Here is a 22289-nt window from a genome sequence, read left to right as displayed (position 1 = left end):
CGCATGAATAACACGGGATGGATTTGGATAACGGTTGTTTTTTGGGGAATAATGCTTGTTGGGGCTGTTTCGCGAGTGGATGGGCAGGAACGGGATAGCCTGACGGGGCCGCCTTTGCGTAAATTTACTCATGGATTGAAATTTGAAGGACGTCCGGAATATATTTTTCAGACGAGTTCTTTTTTGCAAGGCGATAACCCGGAGGGGAAACTGATTAAGGGGGCTTCCTCTTTTCACTTGAAATACTTTTTCCGCTATCGTCCGGGAAGTGCTGCCGAACGTGCCTACGGGGACGTCTACCAGGGAGTGGGTTTCGGGTATTATACCTTTGGCGAGCCTCGTTTATTGGGTAACCCGGTGGCGTTTTACTTGTTTCAGGGAGCTCGTATCGCTCGTTTGTCCCCTTGGCTGTCTTTCTATTACGAGTGGAATTTGGGATTGTCCACGGGGTGGAAAACGTATGATTCCTACGACAACCCGTATAATAAGATGATGGGTTCGAGGGTAAATGCCTACATTAATGCCGAGTTCTACTTGCGCTGGAAACTTTCCCCGGCGTTAAGCCTGACCACGGGACTCACCGTGTCGCATTTTTCTAACGGCAACACCACGATTCCTAACGCCGGTTTGAACACGATCGGTGGAAATTTCGGGTTGGAGTGCAATTTTTACCGGCAGGAGGATCTGAAGCCGTTGAAAACAACGGGTGTTTCCGCGTACCAACCCTTCCGTCCCTATGTCAGTTATGATTTTGTATTCTTCGGCTCGTGGCATAGCCAGGGCATTAAGACGGCGGACGGGCTTTCCGCTTCTCCCGAATCTTACCCGGTATTCGGGTTTAATTTTGCCCCGATGTATAACGTCAACCACAGGCTTCGGCTGGGGGTGTCGCTGGACGGTACGTTTGACGGGGGAGCGAATTTATACACGGAGTACGACGTGTACGGGCAGATCGACAAGTCGCAAATCCTCCGTCCTGCGCTTGGTGACCAGTTTGCCCTGGGGCTTTCCGGGCGGGTGGAGTATGTGATGCCTTTTTTCACCGTGGGAATCGGGATGGGAGCCAACGTGATCGGGAAGGGCGATTTGAATATGTTCTACCAGTTGTTCACGCTGAAAATAGCTGTTTCCCGGGCGGCTTTCCTTCACGTGGGATATAACCTCCGGGAGTTTCACGAACCTAATTTCTTGATGCTGGGTGTCGGTTTCCGGTTCAATGGCAAATCTATTGTTTTTTAACGTCTTGATTTAATGCTGTTTTCTCGATGAGGAACTACCCTATTCATCCCTGAATCAAGGATGAATAGGGTATGAATTCCGGTTGACTTCCGTCATGAACGCTATAGGAACCCTATAGCAACGCTATATGAACGCTATTTAAAATAGCGTTCTTATAGGAAATTAATAGCTTAACTAAAAGTTTATATACGGTATTCCTCCGGAATTGATACGTGATTAATACTGTATTATATTGGGACTTACTCGTTATCTCTCACGGATTTCATCAGGATGATGAAAAATGTATGTGTGTGGCTTTTGTTTTTTAAGGTAAAAACGGCTATATTTGTTTTTGTGATGTTTGAGATGTGGGGAATATTTTGTCGTTTATTTCCACGGAGTTGAGAATTGATTTTGTAATTTTTTGAGAGGAGTTTTTTATGCCATTTACTCATTTTCACGTGCACTCGCAATATTCCATTCTGGACGGTGCGGCAAGTGTGCCGGGATTAATAGATAAAGCTATCGCGGACGGTATGCCGGCGATAGCGTTGACCGACCACGGGAATATGTTCGGGATAAAATTGTTTTACGATTTATGCCGGAAGAAAGGGATCAAGCCGGTGCTGGGCGTGGAGGCTTACGTGGCACGGGTATCGCTGTATAACAAGGAGAAGCCGGTGGATCGTTCGGGGGAGCATTTGATTATTCTGGCAAAGAATTTGCAAGGGTACAAGAATCTGGTGAAGTTGTGTTCTGCGGCTTTCGTGGACGGGTATTATTATCGCCCGCGTATCGATAAGGCTCTTTTGGAAAAATATCACGAGGGTTTGATTATTTCTTCGGCTTGTCTGGGTGGGGAAATCTGCCAAAAAATTATGGCGGGAGATATCGAGGGGGCGGATCAGGCGGCCTTGTGGTACAAGAATTTGTTAGGAGAGGATTATTATTTGGAGGTGATGCGCCACCCGGCGGAAGCGGCGAAGGAGAGAGCCGAGGTGTATGAGAACCAGGTGAAGTGCAATGCCGAGATCTTGCGCATGGGCGAAAGATTGGGAATTAAGGTGATAGCCACGAACGACGTGCATTTCCTGAACGAGGAGGATGCCGAGGCGCACGATTTGTTGATTTGTTTGAATACCCGGAAGGATTTGGACGATCCGAACCGGATGAGATATACCCGTCAGGAGTGGTTCAAGACCACGGCGGAGATGCAAGCCTTGTTTAGCGACATCCCGCAAGTGTTGGAGAACACGCAGGAGATCGTGGATAAGGTGGAAGAATACAAGCTGGATTCCGACCCCTTGATGCCGGTGTTCCCGATTCCACCTGAGTTGGGTACGGAGGAGGAGTACCGGAAGCGTTTCACGGCAGAGGATTTGTTCAACGAGTTTACCCGTAACGAGAAGGGCGAAGTCGTGCTGACACAGGAGGAAGCCGAGAAGAAAGTGAAGAAGTTGGGAGGCGTCGACCGCTTGTACCGTATCAAGCTGGAAGCGGATTACCTGAAGGAGTTGGCGATGAAAGGAGCCAAAAAACGGTATGGCGAGGATATTCCGCCGGATATCATGGAGCGGTTGATTTTCGAGTTGCATATCATGAAGACGATGGGTTTCCCGGGGTATTTCCTGATCGTGCAGGACTTTATACAGGCGGCTCGTGATATGGGCGTGATCGTGGGACCGGGACGTGGTTCGGCGGCGGGAAGTGCCGTGGCGTACAGTTTGGGTATCACGAATATCGACCCGGTGAAGTATGATTTGCTGTTCGAGCGTTTCTTGAATCCCGACCGTATTTCATTGCCTGATATCGACGTGGATTTCGATGATGATGGTCGGCAGAGGGTACTGGAGTGGGTAACCCGGAAATACGGGGAGGACAAGGTTTCGCATATCGTTACGTTCGGTAGTATGGCGGCAAAGATGGCGATCAAGGACGTGGCACGTGTGTTGAAGCTTGATTTGTCGGAGGCGAACCGTTTGGCGAAGATGGTGCCGGAGGTGCCCAAGATCACGTTGAAGAAGGCGTACAAGGAGAATCCGGATTTGGAGAAAGAGAAAGATTCCCCGAACCCGCTGGTGGCGAAGACGCTTCATCTGGCGGAGATTCTGGAAGGATCGGTACGGCAGACGGGGGTACACGCTTGCGGTATCCTGATTAGCCGTGATCCCTTGACAGATCATATCCCGATTATGCCGACCGAGGGGGAGAGTTTGATGACCACGCAGTACGACGGGCATTTCGTGGAGCCGATCGGGTTGATCAAGATGGACTTTTTAGGGTTGCGTACCCTTTCTATTATAAAGACGTGTCTGGATAATATCAGAAAGTCCAAGCACGAGGAGTTGAATGTCGATGCTATCTCGCTGGAAGACCCGGAGACGTTCGCTTTGTTTTCACGGGGTGATACGACCGGATTGTTCCAGTTTGAGTCGCCGGGAATGAAGAAACACTTGCGTGCATTGAAGCCGAACCGTTTTGAGGATTTGGTGGCGATGAATGCCTTGTATCGCCCGGGACCTATGGAGTATATTCCCGATTTTATCAAGCGTAAACACGGGGAAGAGCCTATCGTGTACGACCACCCGATGATGGAACCTTACTTGAAGGATACCTACGGTATCACGGTGTACCAGGAGCAGGTGATGTTGCAATCGCGTGCCCTCGGTAATTTTACCCGGGGTATGTCCGACACGTTGCGTAAGGCGATGGGTAAGAAGCAGATCGATACGATGAATGCCTTGAAAGCCCAGTTCCTTGATGGATGTAATAATAATCCCGAGTTCGTGAAGGGCTGCAAGGAGATGGGCAAGGAAGTGAATCCGCTGGTGGAAAAGATTTGGGGGGACTGGGAGGCTTTCGCTTCTTACGCGTTCAACAAGTCGCACTCGGTTTGTTACGCTTATATCGCTTACCAAACGGGATTCTTGAAGGCGCATTACCCGTCGGAATTTATGGCAGCCAACTTGAGCTGTAACTTGTCGGATATCACGAAGGTGACGGTGTTTATGGACGAGTGTAAGCGCATGGGATTGAAAGTGTTGGCGCCGGACGTGAACGAGTCGGACAATGACTTTACCGTGAACCAGAAGGGGGATATCCGTTTCGGTATGGCGGCAATCAAGGGCGTGGGCGTGGCGGCTGTCGACTCGATCGTGCAGGAACGCGAGAAGGGTGGACCGTTCAAGGATGTGTTCGATTTCTTCGAGCGGGTGGATTACAGGACGGTGAACAAGAAGACGCTGGAAAGTTTGGTGACTGCCGGAGGACTGGATAGTTTCGGGCTGGACAGGTCGCAATATTTCCATATGCCGGACGGGCACACGACTTTCCTGGAAAACCTGGTGAATTTCGGGCAAAAGAAGCAGCAGGACAGTATGTTGATGCAGGCGACGTTGTTCGGGGGCATGGACGAGTACGACGTGAAGAAGCCCACGATTCCGCTGTGTGAACCGTGGACGGACGTGGAAAAAGCGCATAAAGAGAAGGAATTGATCGGTATATACCTAACTTCTCACCCGTTGGATTCGTATAAGTTAGAGATAAACGCGATTTGTACCCCGCTGGATAGTTTGACGGATCTGACTCCTTTTAAGGACAGGGACGTGACTATCGCGGGTATTATCGTGAATATGCGAGTAGGGAAAACGAAGAAAGGGAATGATTTCGGTATCCTAACAATCGAGGATTTTACCGGGACGTTCGAGATGGCTTTCTTCGGGGAGGATTTTATCAAGTTCAGAAATTATTTTATTTTGGAGACGGCAGTTTATATCAAAGGCAGGGTGCAAGCAAGGAAGTGGGGGAACACCGGGGAGCTTACTTTCAACGTGGTGAGCATGGACTTGCTGAGCGTGATTAGCGAGAACCTGATCCGTTCGATCACTTTGCAGGTGAACGTGGAAATGTTGACGCACGAGATTGTGGCAGAGCTACATAACCAGTTCGTAAACGAGCAGGGCGATCTTCCGTTGAATTTTATTTTGTACGATAGCTCGGGACACCGAGTGAAGATGTTTTCAAGGACTTGTAAGATAGGACGTTCGAGAGAATTGTACGAATATTTCGAGAATAATGATGCTATTAAAATGAAAATTAATTAATTTCGCCGTGTCGAAGCGTTGGATTTATGCAAATATTCTCCAACGCTTTTAGCATGAAAATTATTATAAACTTTAAAGATAGAAGTATGGCTATTGCAGTTAATGATTCAAATTTCGAGGAAGTTGTGCTGAAGGCAGAAGTTCCCGTGTTGGTAGATTTCTGGGCAGAATGGTGTGGACCATGTAAGATGATGTTGCCTATTGTTGAGGAAATCTCTAAAGAGTTCGAAGGCAAAGTGGTTGTTGCTAAGGTGAACGTGGACGAAAGTTCCGCTTCTGCTAAATATGGTATCCGTAACATCCCGACTATTCTTTTCTTCAAGGGTGGTCAGGTTGCAGACAAGCAAGTCGGTGCAGTGCCTAAAGCTACATTGGTAGACAAGATCAATAAATTACTTTAATAGTTTGTTGTTTTGATAAGATATGAAACCGCTGAAAGGCGGTTTTTTTTATTTCGTGTGTTTTTAATAAAGGATGTATCCCGCGATTCCGGCGAGGATGATCATGAGGATGGGGTCCATTTTGAATTTGAAGGTGGCGATGAAGGCTACGGCAAAGATGATGTAGCTTTTGTAGTCGGCGAAGTTTTGTTTGTTCATGAGCAACAGGGCGGCGGCGCCGATCAGTCCGAGGACGGTGGTTTTCAGTCCCTTCATTGCCCAATCGACGTATTTGTTGTCCCGGAACATGAAAAAGAATCTGGAAATGGTGATCATGATGAACAATGACGGCAGGCTGACGGCGAAGGTGCAGATTGCCGAACCCCAGACGCTTCCCGTTGCCGTGTAGCCGATGTAGGTGGCGGTGTTGAAAGCGATGGGTCCCGGGGTACTTTGGGAAATGGCGACAATGTCGGTGAAGTCGGCAACGCTGATCCACTGGTGGGTTTCCACCACGTCGTGTTGTATCAGAGACAGCATGGCATAGCCTCCGCCGAAACCGAACAAGCCGATTTTGAAGAAGGTGATAAATAGGCTGATATATAATTCCACGCTTTCCATTTCCCTGTCTTTTATTTTTTACTTTTTGTTCTTTTTTCCTTTATCATGCCTACTGCAAGACCTCCCAAGATGGCGGCGATAATAATATATATCGGCGATAGTCCGGTTTGCCAAACAATCAAGGCGGCAAGGGTGGGGATGATGACCGTTTTACGGGTTATCCCGGCAGATTTTCCCATCTGGTAGAGGGGGGCGGCGATGAGGGCGACCACGGCGGGGCGGATGCCCTTGAATACTCTCTCTACTCCCGGGTTATCCTTGAAGTCGGTAAATATCATGGCGATAAGCAAGATCACGATGAAGGAAGGGAGTATCGTGCCGAGGCTGGAGAAAATAACGCCTTTTACTCCCCGAGCCTTGTAACCGACGAAAATAGCCGTGTTGAGGGCTATCGGTCCGGGGGCGGATTGGGCGATGGCGAGCATCTCGACAAATTCGCTTTCTTTTAACCATCCTTTTTTGTCGACGACCTCTTTTTGGATCAGGGGGATCATGGCATAGCCTCCTCCTAACGTGAAGGAGCCGATTTTAAAAAAGGATATGAATATTTGCCAGTATGAAGCCATAATTTGTATTATAATATCAGTCGCAAAGATACGATATCCCGGTTTAATTTCTTAATATTGTGACATCGAAATAGCGTAGCGGAGTGAAATATATGCGGAAAAGTACGAAGAAAAAAATAATTGTCCTGTTGGGTCTGTTGCTCGTGTTCGGGACGCTCGTGTGGTTCGGGGTTTTCCGGAACGTGGGGAAGTTCAATACCCTGCAAGCGGTGCCGGCTGATGCGGTTTTTAAAGTGAATATTCGCTCCGTGAACAGTGTGCACGAGCGGCTGAAACGAAATTTTATCTGGCGTTCGCTGAAGAACTATCCTTATTTCGAGGAGTATCATTCGGATTTGCAATATATCGATTCGTTGGCGAATAGTTACCCGAAGATGAAACGGATCATGACGGATCGCCCCGTGACGATCTCTTGTCATCAGGTGGCGTTGCGTGATTATGATCTCCTGTATGTTTGTGATTTGGGAAAATTGAACGTGATCCGCTTGTTTGAGTCTTGGTTGCTTGCGCTCGTGGAAGATGACGAGATTCAGGTGGAACGTTTTAAGGACCCGAACGGGGAGATTCGGGAATTGACGTGGGCGGATTTGCGATTTTATTTCACGATCCGGGATAATTTGTTGATCGTTTCGTTATCCCGTTCTTTGGTTTCACGTTCCCTTGCCCGTTGTAAGGTGAATAAGGAAACTGAGGTGCTGGAGGCATCGGGAGATATCATTTTGGATATAGATCATCGGCAACTGGGAAAATGGATTGCTTCCGTCATGGAAACGTCGGCGGTGACGAAGGAGGTCGCCATGTTGAAAAATACCCGGTTGATGTTGCAGTTGAACGATAAGAATCTGCGTTTCAAGGGTGAAACGAATCCGGATTCGAGTAATTTTTCGTTGTTGGATGTGGTGAACTCTCTGGAAGGGGGAACTTCTTCCGTGAAGAATATCGCGGGGGAGAATACGGCGGCTTACGTGTCTTTCTGTTTTCCTTCTTTTGCGAAGGTGGAGTCTTTGTTGTTGGATAATTACAAGACGAGTAACCCGCGGTCTTACGCGGAGATCGAGAAGTCCATGGAAAGGATAAATAAGTGGTTGGGTGTGGATGTGTTAGACTTGTTTTCTTCCTGGATCGGGGATGAGGTGGCGATTATCAAGCCCCGCCTGGAAAGCGGGCAACGGACGGATAATATCGTGCTGGCAGTCCGGAGCAAGGACGTCGATCTGGCAAAAGACCAGTTGGCTTACCTGGCTGAACAAATACAACGAACGACCCCCGTGAGGGAAAAGGCGATAGAGTATAACGGGTACACGATTCATTATTTCCGGCTGAAAGGGTTCTTTAATCTTTTTTTCGGGAGTATGTTTGATCGGTTCGATAGGCCTTATTATACTTTCCTGGAGGATTATGTCGTTTTTAGTAATTCGCCGGAAACGCTTACCGAGATGATCAAGGAATACGTGTTGGGAAATACTTTGGCTCATAACGAGAGGTATTTGCAGGCAATGGATAACCTTGGGAGCAAAAGTAACGTGTTCGGGTACGTGCAGGCTCCGAATACATACGAGTATTTGTATGGTTCTTTTAAAACGGAATCTAGGGGAGAATTGGAAAAGAATAAGGGGGCTTTCCTGAGTTTCGAGACGGTGGGAATGGCTTTATCCAAGAATGGGGAGGCTTTCGAGACTCAGATTGTGGCGAATTATAATGCCAAGGCGCCCGAAGAGTATCGTGCGCGGGAGCTGAGCCGTCAGTTTGAGAACCAGATAGACCAGATTGAAGCGGGATTTTATTATCCGGTTATCCCGGATAGTATCGCGATTAGTTCCCGTGAGTATTACGAGTATTCTACTGGTAAGGCTCTTTTCCGGGGTGCGTTGAAGGATGGCGACCCGGATGGGGTGTGGTGCGTGTTTAATAAAGCGGGGAAGATGATCGGGCAGTTCCCTTATGATGCCGGGAAGATTGATGGGATAGCCCCGTTCTTTTACGAGGATGGCGAGTTGTTGGCACAGGTGACTTACAAGAAAGGGATGATCGAGTATTACAAGGAGTTTTTCCCGGATGGCACGGTGCGTGCGGAGATCGAGTTTAGAAAAGGGGTGCGGCACGGGACTGCGAAGTTTTATTACGGCACGGGACACTTGTGGTGTGAGGGACGTTATAAAAAAGGGCTTCACTCGGGAAAATGGCGTTATTATAAGGTGACAGGGGAGAGATTGGGTGATTAAGTGATTTGCGTTTATGATTTTTGATTATAGGACAATGAGGCTCTAAATTTCTTTAGATCTGTTTTAGTATGTTCACCAGTGAGTCTTTTGCTTGGATGAAACGAGGCATATTTTCGGGTGAAATGGGTTCTTTTGGAGGAGAGCTCATTTTCAGGGGATTGATGGGGGTTCCATTTTTATATACCCGGAAATCCAAGTGCGGACCGGTAGCGAGCCCGGTAGCTCCGACGTACCCGATGGTTTCTCCTTGTTTTACACGTTTGCCGGGTTGAATCCCTTTGGCAAATTTGGAGAGGTGCATATAAGTGGTGGAATAGACACTGTTGTGTTTGATGGTCACGTAATTCCCGCCCCCGTTGGCTTGGTAGGCTTTTTTCACGACAACGCCATCACCGATGGTTTGAACGGGAGTTCCTGTCGGGGCGGCATAATCCACGCCGTGGTGTGCCCTGTATTTTTTCAGGACGGGATGGTAACGGTTGTTGGAGAAGCCGGAAGATATGCGGGAATATCTTAACGGGGCTTTTAAGAATGCTTTTTGTAAGCTGCTGCCGTCTTCGTCAAAATAGGCGAACTTTTCATTTTGCTCGAAGGGTATGGCGTAGAAGTCTTTGCCGGCGTTCGTGAAGATCGCCGCTTTGATATTGAAATCACGCAAGGGCTTGTCTTCGACATATGATTGTTCATAAAGTACACGGATGGAGTCTCCCTTTGCTATGCCGTAAAAGTCGATAGACCAAGCGTATATTTCCGATAGGGTAATCGCTAGGGTCGGGTCTGTACCGGCTTCAACCATGGCGTTCCAAAGAGAAGAGGTGATGCCGACTTTTGCCATGTGTTCTTTTTTCACGACATCTTTTTGTCCCACGTAAACTTCTGAAGTTTCCTTGAAGTCAATAACCACGTATTCTAGAGCGTTTTTCTCGTAGATAAAGAATTCCGGGGTTCGAAGACTGTCTTTTGCCAGGAAAAGGGTATAGTTCTGACCGCTTTTGATGCTTCGCACGTCGAAGACGTTTTTGCAACGTTGAGTGATTTCATGTATTTTGGCGGGGGATACCTTGTATTTTGCCAGGATCAGGGAAAGATTCTGGTTTTTTCCCACGACTCCCTCTTCTACCTCGAAGTTATCGGAAGGTATTCCATATTTATAATGTATTTGTTGTAGTTCTGTCGTGTCCACGACTTCATCTACCGCGTTAGCTTCAAGTATTGCTTCTTTGTTTCCTTTGTTGCTGGGCCAAAAGATAATAATCCCTAGAACAAGACCTATTGCAGCCCAAATCCATATCCATTTTGTCTTTTTCATGTTATTCATTTATTCACGTCGAATCTGGCTCGCAAGTTAGGTGATTTTTGTGAAAACTTTCTTAATGTTGTTATTAACAAAACGTTAAAGTTGCTTTTTTATTGTTGTTCCGATTTGTATTTTACTATTTTTGACGTGATGGAATATTAAAAAGTGTTTTTGAGGATAAGTGAAGAAGATTTAGACGTGAAAATGATAACGTTTTATTTACCAGTTGTTTGAAAAATTGTAAATCTTAAAGTTTTCATAAAATTGATTTTGGGATAACACTAAATCAATTTTGAAACGTCTATTTATAAAGTTTGCAAAAGTGTTGTTGTAAGAGCATATTAATTTTAATAACAAATTTATGGAAGAGCCAATTGTAAAAGTCGAACACCTGTCACATCGGTACAGCATTCAATGGGCGGTACGCGACATCAGTTTCGAGATTCCCGTTCGGGGGATTTATGGTTTACTGGGATCGAATGGTGCCGGTAAGTCGACCACGATGAACATTATCAGTGGTGTTATCAAACAAACGGAAGGTAATGTTTTCATTCGGGGAATTGATGCCCGGAAACATCCGGTGGATGCTAAACGTCATATCGGTTTCTTGCCGCAGAAGCCGCCTTTATACGGTGATTTGACGGTGGAAGAGTATTTACTGCATTGCGCCAGATTGCGTTGGGTGCCTGACCACGAGCTGAAGAATGCTGTGGAAGAGGTATTGAGCCGGTGTGGAATCACGCATTTCCGCAAGCGTTTAATAAAGAATTTGTCAGGTGGTTACCAACAACGTGTTGGTATTGCGCAGGCGATTGTCCACAAACCTGATTTAGTAGTGTTTGACGAGCCGACGAATGGTTTGGATCCGAACCAGATCATGGAGATCCGGCATTTGATTAAAGAGATTGCGGCAGATCGTACCGTGATTCTTTCCACGCATATTTTGACGGAGGTTCAAGCCGTTTGCGACCATATCATGATGATCGAGGAAGGAAAGCTCGTGTTTATGGGTTCTGTTGATGAATTTGATAATTATATTGTGCCGAATACCCTGTTCCTTTCTTTGGTGGATCCTCCAGCCTCGGAAGAACTTGCCAAGATTGAAGGTGTGTTGGGAGTGGAAGAATTGGGCAACATGAAATTCCGAATCCGTTTCGAGGAAGCACAAGAGGTTATTGATCGTATCGTGAAAGAGAGCGCCGCCAAAGGCTGGCGTTTGTCAGAGATCCGGGTAGAGAAGAGTTCCTTGGATAGTATATTCGCAGAATTATCTAAAAAAGCACATTAAAAAATCAGGTTATGTTTAAAATGATATATAATATTGCGAGAACAGAATTGCAAATGTTATTCTATTCTCCTGTTGCGTGGTTGATATTAGTCGTTTTCGGCGTACAGGCAGGAATACTTTTTGCCGATAATATCGCCGGATTGGTAAGTTCTCAGGAAATGGGATATAGTGTCGCGGGAGCCTCGATGAGTATCTTTACCAGCCCTTGGGGAGGTATTTTCCCCAGTATACAAAATTATTTGTATTTCTATATTCCTCTTTTGACCATGAGCTTGGTCAGCAAGGAATTGAGTAGTGGTTCTATTCGTTTGTTGTACTCTTCTCCGATTACCAATTTCCAGATTATCGTGGGTAAGTTCTTGTCCATGATGATTTACGGGCTTTTCATGATCGGTATTCTTTTCTTGATCGTGCTTTGCAGCTGGGGAGTTGTTAAAGATTTCGATTGGCCAATGGTGTTTACCGGGTTGTTGGGATTGTACTTGTTGATTTGTGCTTATGCGGCTATCGGTATCTTTATGTCCAGTTTGACTTCATACCAGATCGTGGCTGCTATCGGTACGTTTGCCGTGTTGATGATGTTGAGTATGGTCGGCGGTTGGTGGCAAGAGTACGACTTGGTGCGAGACGTTACTTATTGGTTGGCTATGTCGGGTCGTAGCGGTAAGTTTATCGCCGGTTTGATTTGTAGCGAAGATTTGCTGTATTTCATTATCGTGGTTTGCTTGTTCCTGGCATTGACGATTATCCGTTTGAATGCAGTACGTCAAAAGATTCGTTTCGTGATCACGTTGGGAAGAAATCTTGGTGTTATTCTTTTGGTTTGTGTTCTCGGGTACATTACCTCTATGCCGCAAATGAAAGTTTATTATGATGCGACCGCAACGAAGAGCAATACATTGACCCCCAATAGCCAGGAAATCGTGGCTAAGCTGGATGGCGGAATGACGATTACCACGTATATTAATGCTCTTGACCCGGGTGCATCCTGGTACGCCGCATTCCATTTCTTGAAACCGGATATGGAGCGTTTCGACCAGTACTTGCGTTTCAAACCGGATATGAAATTGAAGTACGTGTATTATTATGACACGACAGCTAATCCGCAATTAGATAGACGTTTCCCGAATAAGACGCTTCGCGAGAAGATGATAGAGGTTTGTAAAATATATGGAATGGATTCCAATAGATTTATGACCCCGGAGAAGATCCGTGAGAAGATTGATTTGTCGGGAGAAGGTAATACTTTCGTGCGGCAGATTGTCCGCGATAACGGACAAAAAGCTTGGTTGCGTATATATAACGATATGCAACGTTTCCCGAGTGAACGAGAGATTACGGCTGCTTTCAAGCGAATGGTGATGGAACTTCCGAAGGTAGGTATCGTGCAAGGGCATGGAGAACGTAGTTTTTATGGTAATAAAGACCGTGATTACAGTGCCTTCGCAAATGATAAGGCTTTCCGCCATTCTTTGTTGAACCAAGGTTTCGACGTGGAGGAAGTGACTTTGGACGAGCAAGTGCCGGTGCATATCAATATCATGATGATTGCCGATATGCGTGACTGGTTGAGTCCGGAACAAGAGGCTAATTTGCAACAATATATCGATCGCGGTGGTAACTTGTTTATCTTGGGTGAGCCCAAGCGTAGAGATGTGATGAACAAGCTTTTTGCTAAATTTGGTTACGAGATGACGACCGGAGTTTTGGTTAAACAGGATACGAATTTGCTGGCAGACGTGATTATTTCTTACCCGACGAAGGAGGCTGCAGACAGTATAGCTTATGATTTCGGAACGATGCGTAGATATAAAATGGCTATGTCTACCCCGAGTGTTGCCGGTTTGGAAAAAATTGCGGACAAGGGATACAAGGAAACCATCATGTTCAAAACAGATACGATTGGCGTTTGGAACGAGTTGGAAACAACAGACTTTGTTGATGATACGGTTCGTTTGAATCCTGCTATCGGTGAAGTAGAAAAGATCTATACTACGGTTGTGGCATTATCCAAGAAAGTTGGAGATAGAGAACAGAAAATTGTCTTGACAGGTGATGCGGATTGTATCAGTAACGGCGAGTTTGGAAGAAGAGTGCCGACGGTACGTACTTCCAACTACACGTTGATTACCGGAAGTTTCTTCTGGCTGTCTGATAACGAGGTGCCGATCGACGTGAGACGCCCGCCGCTACCGGATGATAAGGTGTACGTGGCAAAAACGGGTGCTGCGGTTATCAAGTGGTCGTTTATGGTGATTATTCCTTTGCTATTGGCTGTTGCTGGAATCTTGATTTGGGTTCGTAGAAAAGGAAGATAGCGTAATTTGCGATTTTAGATTTACGATTTTAGATTTCGTGTTATGAACGGGATGGAAATAGGAGATTTAAGATCAAAGAGATAAGAGAATTTGAAAATGTGGAATATTAATATTCCCATTTTCAATTCTTCATTTTCAATTTTTAATTGATATAGAATGAGTTTTAAAATAGACAAACAAACTTTGGACGATCTGGTGATCTTCGGGAATAATCGGACCAAATCTGTCTATGAAATCTTCAATCGCACGCAAACGCGTGGCGGGGCAAGAATTCTGGAAGAGATGTTCCTTTATCCGTTGTCGGATGCAGACCAGATTAACGAGCGGAGCGATGTGATCCGCTATTATCGTGATATGGAGGCCGAGTTCCCTTTCAGAAGCGAGATTTTTGACACGATGGAATTCTATTTGGGGAACACCGACCGCCGTACCCAATTGATGGCGCAAGATAATACGCTGGGGCGTAAGTTTAAAAATTTGGTAGGGACAGACACGGAATATACCCAATTGCATAATGGAATCGTGTGTTGCATCGAGTTGTTGAACACGCTGGATTCTTTCCTGAAAAATTCGAAGTCGGACACGGATAACAAGACGATAGCCGATTTGACGGCTAACCTGCGGGCTTTGCTCGATAACGAGAAATGGGCTTGGTATACTTCTGAGAAGGGGAAAAAGAAACTTGTTTACGAGCAAGCGGTGGTTTATGACCGGGTGTTCCGTTTCGAGGAACGCGATAAAATGATGAAGATTCTTTATTATGTTTATCTGCTCGATGTTTATATGGCAGTGGCGAAGGTAGCAAAGGATCGTGGTTTTATTTTCGCTAAGGCACACCCGAATGACCATAATGTGTTGAAGCTGAAAGGTGTTTTCCACCCGTTTTTGACGAAGCCGGTGGGTAACAATATAGAGGTTGACGAGAATAGTAACGTGATTTTTCTGACTGGTGCGAATATGGCAGGAAAATCAACGTTCATGAAATCTTTCGGGATTTCGATTTTCTTGGCTCACGTGGGATTCCCTATTCCTGCCCAAGAGATGGAATTCTCGGTACAGAACGGGATGTTCACGACGATTAACTTGCCTGATAACTTGAGTATGGGGTATAGCCATTTTTACGCAGAGGTATTGCGGGTGAAGAAAGTGGCACAGCAAGTACGCCAGACTCAGCATTTGATTGTTGTTTTCGATGAGTTGTTCCGGGGTACGAACGTGAAAGATGCTTATGATGCAACGGTGGCTGTAACGGAGGCTTTCGCCGAGATACGGAATTGTACGTTTATTATCTCTACTCATATTATTGAGGCGGGAGAAGTTCTGAGAGAGCGGTGTGATAACATCAACTTCGTTTATTTGCCCACGAAGATGGAGGGTAGTAAACCGATTTACACGTACACGTTGGCTCAGGGTATCACGGATGACCGTCACGGTATGATGATCGTGAATAATGAACGGATTATTGAAATTATTAAAAACGGTGAGGCATGAGTTTCGAGACAGATAAACAGACACTAGACGACTTGAACTTGCTAGGCAAGTACAAGAATAATTCCGTTTATAGTATGTTCGTGGGAACAATTACCCGCGGCGGGGAACGCATGATGGAAAATATGTTCCTTCACCCGTTAACAAATGCTAAAGCTATTAATGAACGGTCTTCCGTTTTCCGTTATTTCCGGGATCACGATTTCGGATTTCCGTTCGGGAAAGACGAATTTGACGTGGTGGAGCAGTATATTACCGGGGCAAGTAGCAAACATGGATTCCGGAATATATTCCAGATTCTGAAAGCAAAGTCAATGCACTATATCAGCAACGATCCGGAATTTAATATTCTCCGTGATCGGATTTTGATGTCGATCAAGTTTTTCCAGAAAGCCTGCGAGTATTTCGATAAGTTAGCGGTTGATGTAGCTGGTAATCCTTTCCAGAGTGTTGTAGAGAAAGGACGTTCGCTGTTGAAGGATTCCCGGATTGATAAATTGTTGGGACACCCCCGTCAGGATAATCCGGGGTTGGCAAACTTGATATCTTTTGACCGGGTATTTCGTTGCTTGCTGAATAAACAATTCAAGGAGGTTATCGAGTTATTGCAAGGGATTGACGTGAACGTGGTTGTTGGGGGCGTTGCCAAGGAGAAGGATTTCTGCTTTGCTACGGCTGCTGATGAAGGCGAAGTGTTGGTTGCAGCAACGGGTTTGCATCATCCCCGTATTGATGGGGCAATTTCTAATGATTTGGAAGTGACGAAATCCAAAAATATATTCTTCTTGACGGGGGCTAATATGGCAGGAAAGTCTACTTTGATGAAATCTTTCGGTATTGCCGTTTACATGGGACACATGGGTTTCCCGATTGCAGCGAAGACCATGCAATTCCGTATACAAGATGGTATGTATACTTCGATCAATGTGCCTGATAATATAAACTTGGGATACAGTCACTTTTATGCAGAAGTGTTGCGCGTGAAGAACGTGGCTATCGAGGTGAGTCGCAACAAGCGTTTGATCGTGATTTTTGACGAGTTGTTCAAGGGTACGAACGTGAAAGACGCTTTCGATGCAACTTTGGCGGTAACCGAGGCTTTGGCGGAAAGACGTAATAGTGCGTTTATGATTTCCACGCATATTATCGAGGTGGGACAAGAGTTAGGCAAGCGTTGTAATAACGTGACTTTCGCTTATCTGCCGACCGTGATGAAAGGCAAGTTGCCGACTTATACTTATAAGCTGGAGCCGGGAATCACGGGAGATAAGCATGGTATGATTATTATCAATAACGAGAAGATTATTGAAACGATCAAGGGCGAAGTCGTGTAATATTCTGTGAATCGGTAAATATATAAATATCCCGGACTCTATAAGTTCGGGATATTTTTGTTTATGCCTAACCTCGGAATGTTAAAATCCGAAACGGTTGTTGTTGTGTGTGTATATTTCATTATTTTTGAACAATAGGATTATGTAATGGCGAGTTTTGATTATTTTATAGTTAAGAGATGTTTAGTAATGAGTTAGTGGAGGTTGTGGATTTATCCGACGCCAAACAGTTTAAGAAGGGCTACGAGCGATATTTTACCGCTCTAAAGTATTTCGCTATGCATTATTTGGAAGATGAGGATGTTGCTCTTGATCTATTACAGGATTTTTTCCTGAAATTGTGGGAAAAAAGAGAAACATTTAAGAATGAAGATACATTTAAGGTCTATCTTTACCGGGGGGTACGTAATAATTGTTTGACTTATATACGGGATAGAAAGAGGGTGGAGAAACGTATGAAAGGATATGTCCCCGAGGAGATTGAAGAAGATTTTGTCAGTTGCGTTATAGAAGCCGAAGTTTTTTCGATGATAAATGAAGTTTTCGAGGAATTGCCGGAATCTTGCAAGAAGGTGTACCGTTTAAGTTTGGAGGGAAAATCTCATCAAGAGATTGCAGATGAACTGCATATCGCTATAAATACTATCAAACGACATAAAAATAATGCTAATCATTATATCCGGGAACGATTAGAGAAGTTGTTGATATTAATGATATTACTCTCTTCTGATATTTGATACTAGGGAATATTTCAAAAAAAGTGTTCTAGGTATATAACACTTCCCATGATAAGTGGAGTCTTTAATATAAAATCTGGAACATAGTGTACCGGAATTTGTAATAGAGCAAATATGTATAGAATATCTCGAATATTGTTGAAATATTTTACATTCGGAACAAATGACGAGGAATCCCGTTTGTTGAACCAGTGGCGGGAAGAGTCCGATCGCAATGAACGACTTTTTGATAAGATCGGTTCCCGTGAGTTCTTAGGAAATGCGATGGATCCGAAACATCGGAAAATACGGGAAGAACAATGGAAATTGTTGGAGAAAAAGATCATGTTCACGAGGCGTCGGGAACGAATGATTAAGAGTGTTCGGTGGGCGGCTGCTATTTTGTTCCCTGTCGTGTTTGTTATGTTTTATTGGTTAGAACGAGAGGATGTTGCTAAAACAAGGATTTACACGGCAAGTGAGTTGCCTGCTAGTTCTAAAGCCGTGATTCATCTTGCGGAAGGAGGGGAGATCGTTATTTTGCAAGATACGGTTTTTCAGCAGGAGATGAAAACGGTATTGCTAGAGAACCGTCTTGATACCATTCGTTTTCTTCCGAAAGAAGTGGAAGAGGATTTTTCAGATAAAGTGTACCGGATAGAAGTTCCTCGCGGAGGGGAGTATGTGGCTCGCCTTGAAGATGGAACTATCGTGCATATGGATGCGGAATCAGAGTTGGTCATACCTCAAAAATTTGAAAGAGATTCGAGAGAGGTTGAATTGAGAGGTCATGCTTATTTTATTGTAACCAAAGATAGCACACGTCCTTTTACCGTGAAATCGGGAGATCTGAAAATTCAAGTGTTGGGCACGGAGTTCGATTTCAATGCTTACGAGGGACAGGAAATTACAACGACATTGGTGAAAGGGAGTGTGGAAATTTCCTATTTGGAGTCGAAGTGCAGGTTGAAACCGAACCAGCAGGCAAGAATCACTATGGACGGCGGAATGAAGGTTTCGGATGTCGATGCGTATCCCTTTATAGCATGGAAATATGAACGTATTGTATTTATTAATCAGACGCTCGAGTCTATTATGAAAGTTTTGGTAAGGTGGTATAATCTGGAGCCTGTTTTTCTTTCTAATGAGATTAAACAGGAATGTTTCACCTTGGATATAGAGAAGTACGGAGAAATAACTCCTGTGTTGCAATCAATAGAGAAGACTAATAAAGTGTATTTTGAAATAGGTGGTAAACAAATTCTTGTTTATAAAAGATAGATAAGAATAATTAAAGCAAATGTAGGAGAGGCTAAAAATATATTTAGGCTCAAGGGGTTTGTATCGCTTTTTTAAATGGTAAATTAAATATGAACTAAAAACAATTTTATGAAAAAAAAGGACTACATGAAACGCTTGTGTTTTTATACATGGAAGATAAGGCGTATGCTGTCTGTGTTATTTCTTTTTGTGTTTATGGGGATAAATGCTTTAAAGGCAGACACGATTGTTGAGAAGGTCGAGTTGAATATCTCGGTAAAGAATGCATCTGTGCTTCAGGTTTTTGCCCAGATAAAGCAACAGACGTCATTCAACTTTGTTTATAATGACCGGGATATTTCCCAGATCGGTTTGAAAACGATGGATTTAAAGAAAGCGGATATTGTTACCGTGTTGGATAAATGTATCGAGGGAACGGATTTGGTTTATGAATTTATGGATAATATTGTTATTTTCAAGCGACGTGCCGATATTGTTCGGGATAGCGTGAAGGAGGGTAGAATAGTCGGTATGGTAAAGGATGAACGAGGATTTCCGTTGCCGGGGGTCACGATACAAATAAAAGACATGAAATTGGGGACGGCAACGGATAAAGACGGGCGGTATGCTTTTCGCTTTGTTCTTGACAAACAAATTGTTCTGGAATATTCTTTTATCGGGATGGAGACCGTGGAAATAAAATACACCGGTCAAGACACGATCAATGTTGTTATGAAAGAGAGTGAGGTAGCGTTGGAAGATGTTGTCGTGACGGGATATGCCAATATTTCCAGGCAGTCTTACACGGGAAACGTGAAAACAATGACAGCCGCAGAATTAAAGAAGATTTCCCAAGTAAATGTATTGAAATCCATTCAAGTGTTGGATCCTTCTTTTCGGATTGCTGTAAATAACGAAATGGGTTCTAACCCGAACGTGATGCCGAAAATAAGCATTCGCGGGGATTCCGGTATCGGGTTGACGGAGTTGGATGAGGTGAATGTGTCTAAAACGGCGTTGCAGAATAACCCGAACCTGCCGACATTTATATTGGACGGTTTCGAAGTGAGTGTCAATAAAGTGTATGATATGGATATCAACCGTATCGAATCGATCACCCTGTTGAAAGATGCGGCAGCCACGGCAATATACGGTTCCCGTGCCGCAAACGGGGTTGTGGTGATAACAACCGTTACTCCCAAGGATGGGCAAATATTGATTAATTACGGGTATAATCTGAATGTACAGGTTCCTGACTTGCGGGATTATAATTTAATGAATGCCCGAGAGAAAGTGGAGGCGGAGAAAGAAGCCGGATTGTTTGACGAGGAGTATTATCAACTGGCTTATTATCATGCGAAACTAAGATTGCTGGAACGGGGAAATAATACGGACTGGCTGGCTTTGCCGCTTCGGAATACCGCGAGTAGCAAACATTATTTAAGAATGGAGGGGGGAACAAACGGTTTTCGTTATGGAATCGATATAAATTATCAGGGAAATAACGGGGTGATGAAAGGTTCTGAAAGAAAAACCTTCGGATTGGGTTTGGAGCTACAATATAATATCGGAAAATTGTTGTTTAAAAATAGTGCCACGTACACGGGTGTTAATTCGGAGGAATCCCCCTTCGGTTCGTTTAGCAAATACACGACGATGAACCCCTATTATTCTTATTTGGATGAAGACGGGACTGTCGCTGAAATGATTAATACGGCAACGTCAAAAGGTGCGATAAGTAATCCGTTATACGACGCTTATCTAGGTAGTTTCGATAAAACGAAAAGCAAAGAATTTATAGATAATTTTGCGATCCAATATTACCTCACGAATAAAATTTATTTCAAAGGTTCTATTGCGTTGACTTATACGATGGGATCTTCTAATGCCTATACTTCACCCGAAGCCGGGCAATATTACAACAAATCTTATAAAGGCGAAATGACCGTTGGTAATACTACTGCTACAATAATAGACGGTAGTGTATTCGGGTATTATAACGATATGATCGGGTATCATAGTATAAATTTGTTTGCCGGTATAAACGTGAAAGAGAGTTCCGACGAGAGCCGTAGCGTGTACGTGAGAGATATTCCTGCGGGAGGGTTTGCCAACCCGCAATTCGCAAGAGAATTTCCGAATGCTCCGACTACTTTTCAACAAAAAACGAGATTGTTCGGAACGATCGTATCTTTAAATTACACATATCGGAATATTTATTTGTTGGATGCCACGTGGAGAATGGATGGGAATTCATCTTTTGGAAGTGAAACCCGTTTTGCGCCTTTCTGGTCGATGGGATTGGGGCTGAATATTCATAATTATGCTTTTATAAAGGGGGTAGATTGGCTCTCGGAGTTGAAAATCAGAGGATCGTACGGCGTTACAGGTAAAGCTAATTTCCCCGCTAACACGGCTCGCACCTTATATTCGATTAATAGCGAATCTGTTTATCCTACTGGGTTAGGAGGAAATATTACAGCCATGGGAAATAAAAACTTGAAATGGGAGAAAACGAAGATAACGGATATAGGTACCACGATAAATATTCTGGATGGTTTTTTAGTGTTTACCGGGACATATTATTTCCGCAGGACAGTGGATTTAATTGCTGATATGTACATTCCTTCGTCTTCGGGATTCCTATCTTATAAGGATAATATTGGAGAGATTACCAATAATGGTTACGAGATGAGTTTGCGGGTGAGAGCATTAGCCAAGCCTAACGCACAGCTTTATTTCACGGCTAATGTGGCAGCCAATAAAAATGAAATAAAGAAAATATCAGAGTCCCTGAAGTCGTATAATCAAAAGATAGAGGAAAAGTATCAGGATAGAGCCAATGTTCGTGAAGCCAAAAAGCCTTTGTTGAAATATGTAGAGGGTGCTTCGACGACATCAATTTACGCGATGCGGTCATTGGGGATAAATCCGCAAACGGGAGATGAGATGTTTCGTTATAAAGACGGGAGTTATGGTACGGAATGGCTCGCTTCGGAGAATGTTGCTATTGGGAATTCGGAACCGAAGATGAATGGTACGTTGTCTTCAAATTTGTTTCTGTATGGTGTTACGTTAGACGTGTATTTTACTTATACGTACGGGGGACAACAATATAACCAAACACTGCAAACAAAGATTGAGAATGCAGATATTGAAAATAATGTGGATAAAAGGGTGTTTACAGACCGGTGGAAAAAGCAAGGTGATATAGCCGGCTTCAAGAGCTTGAAGCAGTATAATGTTCCGACGAATCCTACCAGCCGATTTGTGCAAGATGACAACACGTTGACTCTACAGTCTTTATCTGTTGGTTATGAATTACCTGCAGACATACTCAAGAAGATTCGTTTTAGCCGGGTGAAATTTGCTTTTAACATGAACGATGTATTCCGTGTATCATCAATCAAGCAGGAAAGGGGCTTGTCTTACCCGTTTGCCAGAAGTTATAGTTTTTCAGTAAATGTAGGTTTTTAAA

The 22289-nt window shown here is 44.4% G+C and carries 14 protein-coding genes; 11 read left to right on the top strand and 3 right to left on the bottom strand.

Translation table 11 applies throughout. The features are described 5' to 3' along the window. Positions 1-3: 3 nt before the first annotated feature. The 3 genes from A3CY_RS0109895 (at position 4) to trxA (ending at position 5722) form a co-directional block, all read left to right on the top strand. Positions 4-1239 carry an acyloxyacyl hydrolase gene (locus A3CY_RS0109895; protein ID WP_018337754.1) on the top strand — a complete coding sequence of 412 codons (1236 nt, stop codon included), beginning with the start codon at positions 4-6 and terminating at the stop codon, positions 1237-1239. A 419-nt stretch (positions 1240-1658) separates the two neighbouring features. Further along, positions 1659-5321: a DNA polymerase III subunit alpha gene (dnaE, locus tag A3CY_RS0109885; protein ID WP_018337752.1), complete on the top strand. Its 3663-nt coding sequence runs from the start codon at positions 1659-1661 to the stop codon at positions 5319-5321. An 86-nt stretch (positions 5322-5407) separates the two neighbouring features. Further along, entirely contained in the window at positions 5408-5722 is a 315-nt protein-coding gene (gene trxA / locus A3CY_RS0109880) for a thioredoxin (RefSeq protein ID WP_026207510.1), read from the top strand. Between the two features lie 63 nt (positions 5723-5785). Here the strand turns inward: trxA and A3CY_RS0109875 are convergent, their stop codons facing one another. After that, positions 5786-6322: a chromate transporter gene (locus tag A3CY_RS0109875; protein ID WP_018337750.1), complete on the bottom strand. Its 537-nt coding sequence runs from the start codon at positions 6320-6322 to the stop codon at positions 5786-5788. Positions 6323-6333: 11 nt separating this feature from the next. Continuing rightward, on the bottom strand, positions 6334-6888 hold the full coding sequence (locus A3CY_RS0109870) for a chromate transporter (protein WP_026207508.1): 555 nt from the start codon (positions 6886-6888) through the stop codon (positions 6334-6336). Positions 6889-6980: 92 nt separating this feature from the next. Between A3CY_RS0109870 and A3CY_RS0109865 the strand changes: the two genes are divergently transcribed. Beyond that, positions 6981-9110, top strand: coding sequence for a DUF3352 domain-containing protein (locus A3CY_RS0109865; protein WP_018337748.1), 2130 nt, complete (start codon positions 6981-6983; stop codon positions 9108-9110). A gap of 52 nt (positions 9111-9162) precedes the next feature. Here A3CY_RS0109865 and A3CY_RS20730 read toward each other — a convergent pair whose 3' ends face one another. Continuing rightward, entirely contained in the window at positions 9163-10419 is a 1257-nt protein-coding gene (locus A3CY_RS20730; protein WP_018337747.1) for a M23 family metallopeptidase, read from the bottom strand. Between the two features lie 349 nt (positions 10420-10768). On the opposite strand from A3CY_RS20730, the gene A3CY_RS0109855 reads away from it, so the two are divergent. The 7 genes from A3CY_RS0109855 (at position 10769) to A3CY_RS0109825 (ending at position 22288) form a co-directional block, all read left to right on the top strand. Further along, positions 10769-11695 carry an ABC transporter ATP-binding protein gene (locus A3CY_RS0109855; protein ID WP_018337746.1) on the top strand — a complete coding sequence of 309 codons (927 nt, stop codon included), beginning with the start codon at positions 10769-10771 and terminating at the stop codon, positions 11693-11695. 11 nt (positions 11696-11706) lie between these two features. Further along, on the top strand, positions 11707-14013 hold the full coding sequence (locus tag A3CY_RS0109850; RefSeq protein ID WP_018337745.1) for a Gldg family protein: 2307 nt from the start codon (positions 11707-11709) through the stop codon (positions 14011-14013). Positions 14014-14169: 156 nt separating this feature from the next. After that, complete coding sequence (locus tag A3CY_RS0109845) at positions 14170-15504, top strand: MutS-related protein (RefSeq protein ID WP_018337744.1); 1335 nt, start codon at positions 14170-14172, stop codon at positions 15502-15504. Then, positions 15501-16835 (top strand): MutS-related protein, encoded by a 1335-nt coding sequence (locus A3CY_RS0109840; RefSeq protein ID WP_018337743.1) that lies wholly within the window; start codon positions 15501-15503, stop codon positions 16833-16835. Before A3CY_RS0109845 ends, A3CY_RS0109840 begins: the two co-directional genes overlap by 4 nt. A 179-nt stretch (positions 16836-17014) precedes the next feature. Beyond that, complete coding sequence (locus A3CY_RS0109835) at positions 17015-17572, top strand: RNA polymerase sigma-70 factor (RefSeq protein WP_018337742.1); 558 nt, start codon at positions 17015-17017, stop codon at positions 17570-17572. Positions 17573-17686: 114 nt separating this feature from the next. Beyond that, the gene (locus tag A3CY_RS22035; protein ID WP_081619454.1) at positions 17687-18832 is read left to right on the top strand and encodes a FecR family protein; all 1146 of its coding nucleotides are present in this window, start codon (positions 17687-17689) and stop codon (positions 18830-18832) included. A gap of 108 nt (positions 18833-18940) precedes the next feature. Beyond that, the gene (locus A3CY_RS0109825; RefSeq protein WP_051082715.1) at positions 18941-22288 is read left to right on the top strand and encodes a SusC/RagA family TonB-linked outer membrane protein; all 3348 of its coding nucleotides are present in this window, start codon (positions 18941-18943) and stop codon (positions 22286-22288) included. Position 22289 lies beyond the last annotated feature (1 nt).

The organism is Butyricimonas synergistica DSM 23225, from assembly GCF_000379665.1.
GTDB classification, from domain to species: domain Bacteria; phylum Bacteroidota; class Bacteroidia; order Bacteroidales; family Marinifilaceae; genus Butyricimonas; species Butyricimonas synergistica.
Note: the sequence above shows the minus strand (reverse complement) of the source record. Positions and strands in the feature narration are given on the sequence as shown.

Coding starts and splice junctions, on each gene's coding strand:
- A3CY_RS0109895 (WP_018337754.1), top strand. CDS start 4: ATGAATAACACGGGATGGATTTGGATAACGGTTGTTTTTTGGGGAATA.
- dnaE (WP_018337752.1), top strand. CDS start 1,659: ATGCCATTTACTCATTTTCACGTGCACTCGCAATATTCCATTCTGGAC.
- trxA (WP_026207510.1), top strand. CDS start 5,408: ATGGCTATTGCAGTTAATGATTCAAATTTCGAGGAAGTTGTGCTGAAG.
- A3CY_RS0109875 (WP_018337750.1), bottom strand. CDS start 6,322: ATGGAAAGCGTGGAATTATATATCAGCCTATTTATCACCTTCTTCAAA.
- A3CY_RS0109870 (WP_026207508.1), bottom strand. CDS start 6,888: ATGGCTTCATACTGGCAAATATTCATATCCTTTTTTAAAATCGGCTCC.
- A3CY_RS0109865 (WP_018337748.1), top strand. CDS start 6,981: ATGCGGAAAAGTACGAAGAAAAAAATAATTGTCCTGTTGGGTCTGTTG.
- A3CY_RS20730 (WP_018337747.1), bottom strand. CDS start 10,419: ATGAAAAAGACAAAATGGATATGGATTTGGGCTGCAATAGGTCTTGTT.
- A3CY_RS0109855 (WP_018337746.1), top strand. CDS start 10,769: ATGGAAGAGCCAATTGTAAAAGTCGAACACCTGTCACATCGGTACAGC.
- A3CY_RS0109850 (WP_018337745.1), top strand. CDS start 11,707: ATGTTTAAAATGATATATAATATTGCGAGAACAGAATTGCAAATGTTA.
- A3CY_RS0109845 (WP_018337744.1), top strand. CDS start 14,170: ATGAGTTTTAAAATAGACAAACAAACTTTGGACGATCTGGTGATCTTC.
- A3CY_RS0109840 (WP_018337743.1), top strand. CDS start 15,501: ATGAGTTTCGAGACAGATAAACAGACACTAGACGACTTGAACTTGCTA.
- A3CY_RS0109835 (WP_018337742.1), top strand. CDS start 17,015: ATGTTTAGTAATGAGTTAGTGGAGGTTGTGGATTTATCCGACGCCAAA.
- A3CY_RS22035 (WP_081619454.1), top strand. CDS start 17,687: ATGTATAGAATATCTCGAATATTGTTGAAATATTTTACATTCGGAACA.
- A3CY_RS0109825 (WP_051082715.1), top strand. CDS start 18,941: ATGAAAAAAAAGGACTACATGAAACGCTTGTGTTTTTATACATGGAAG.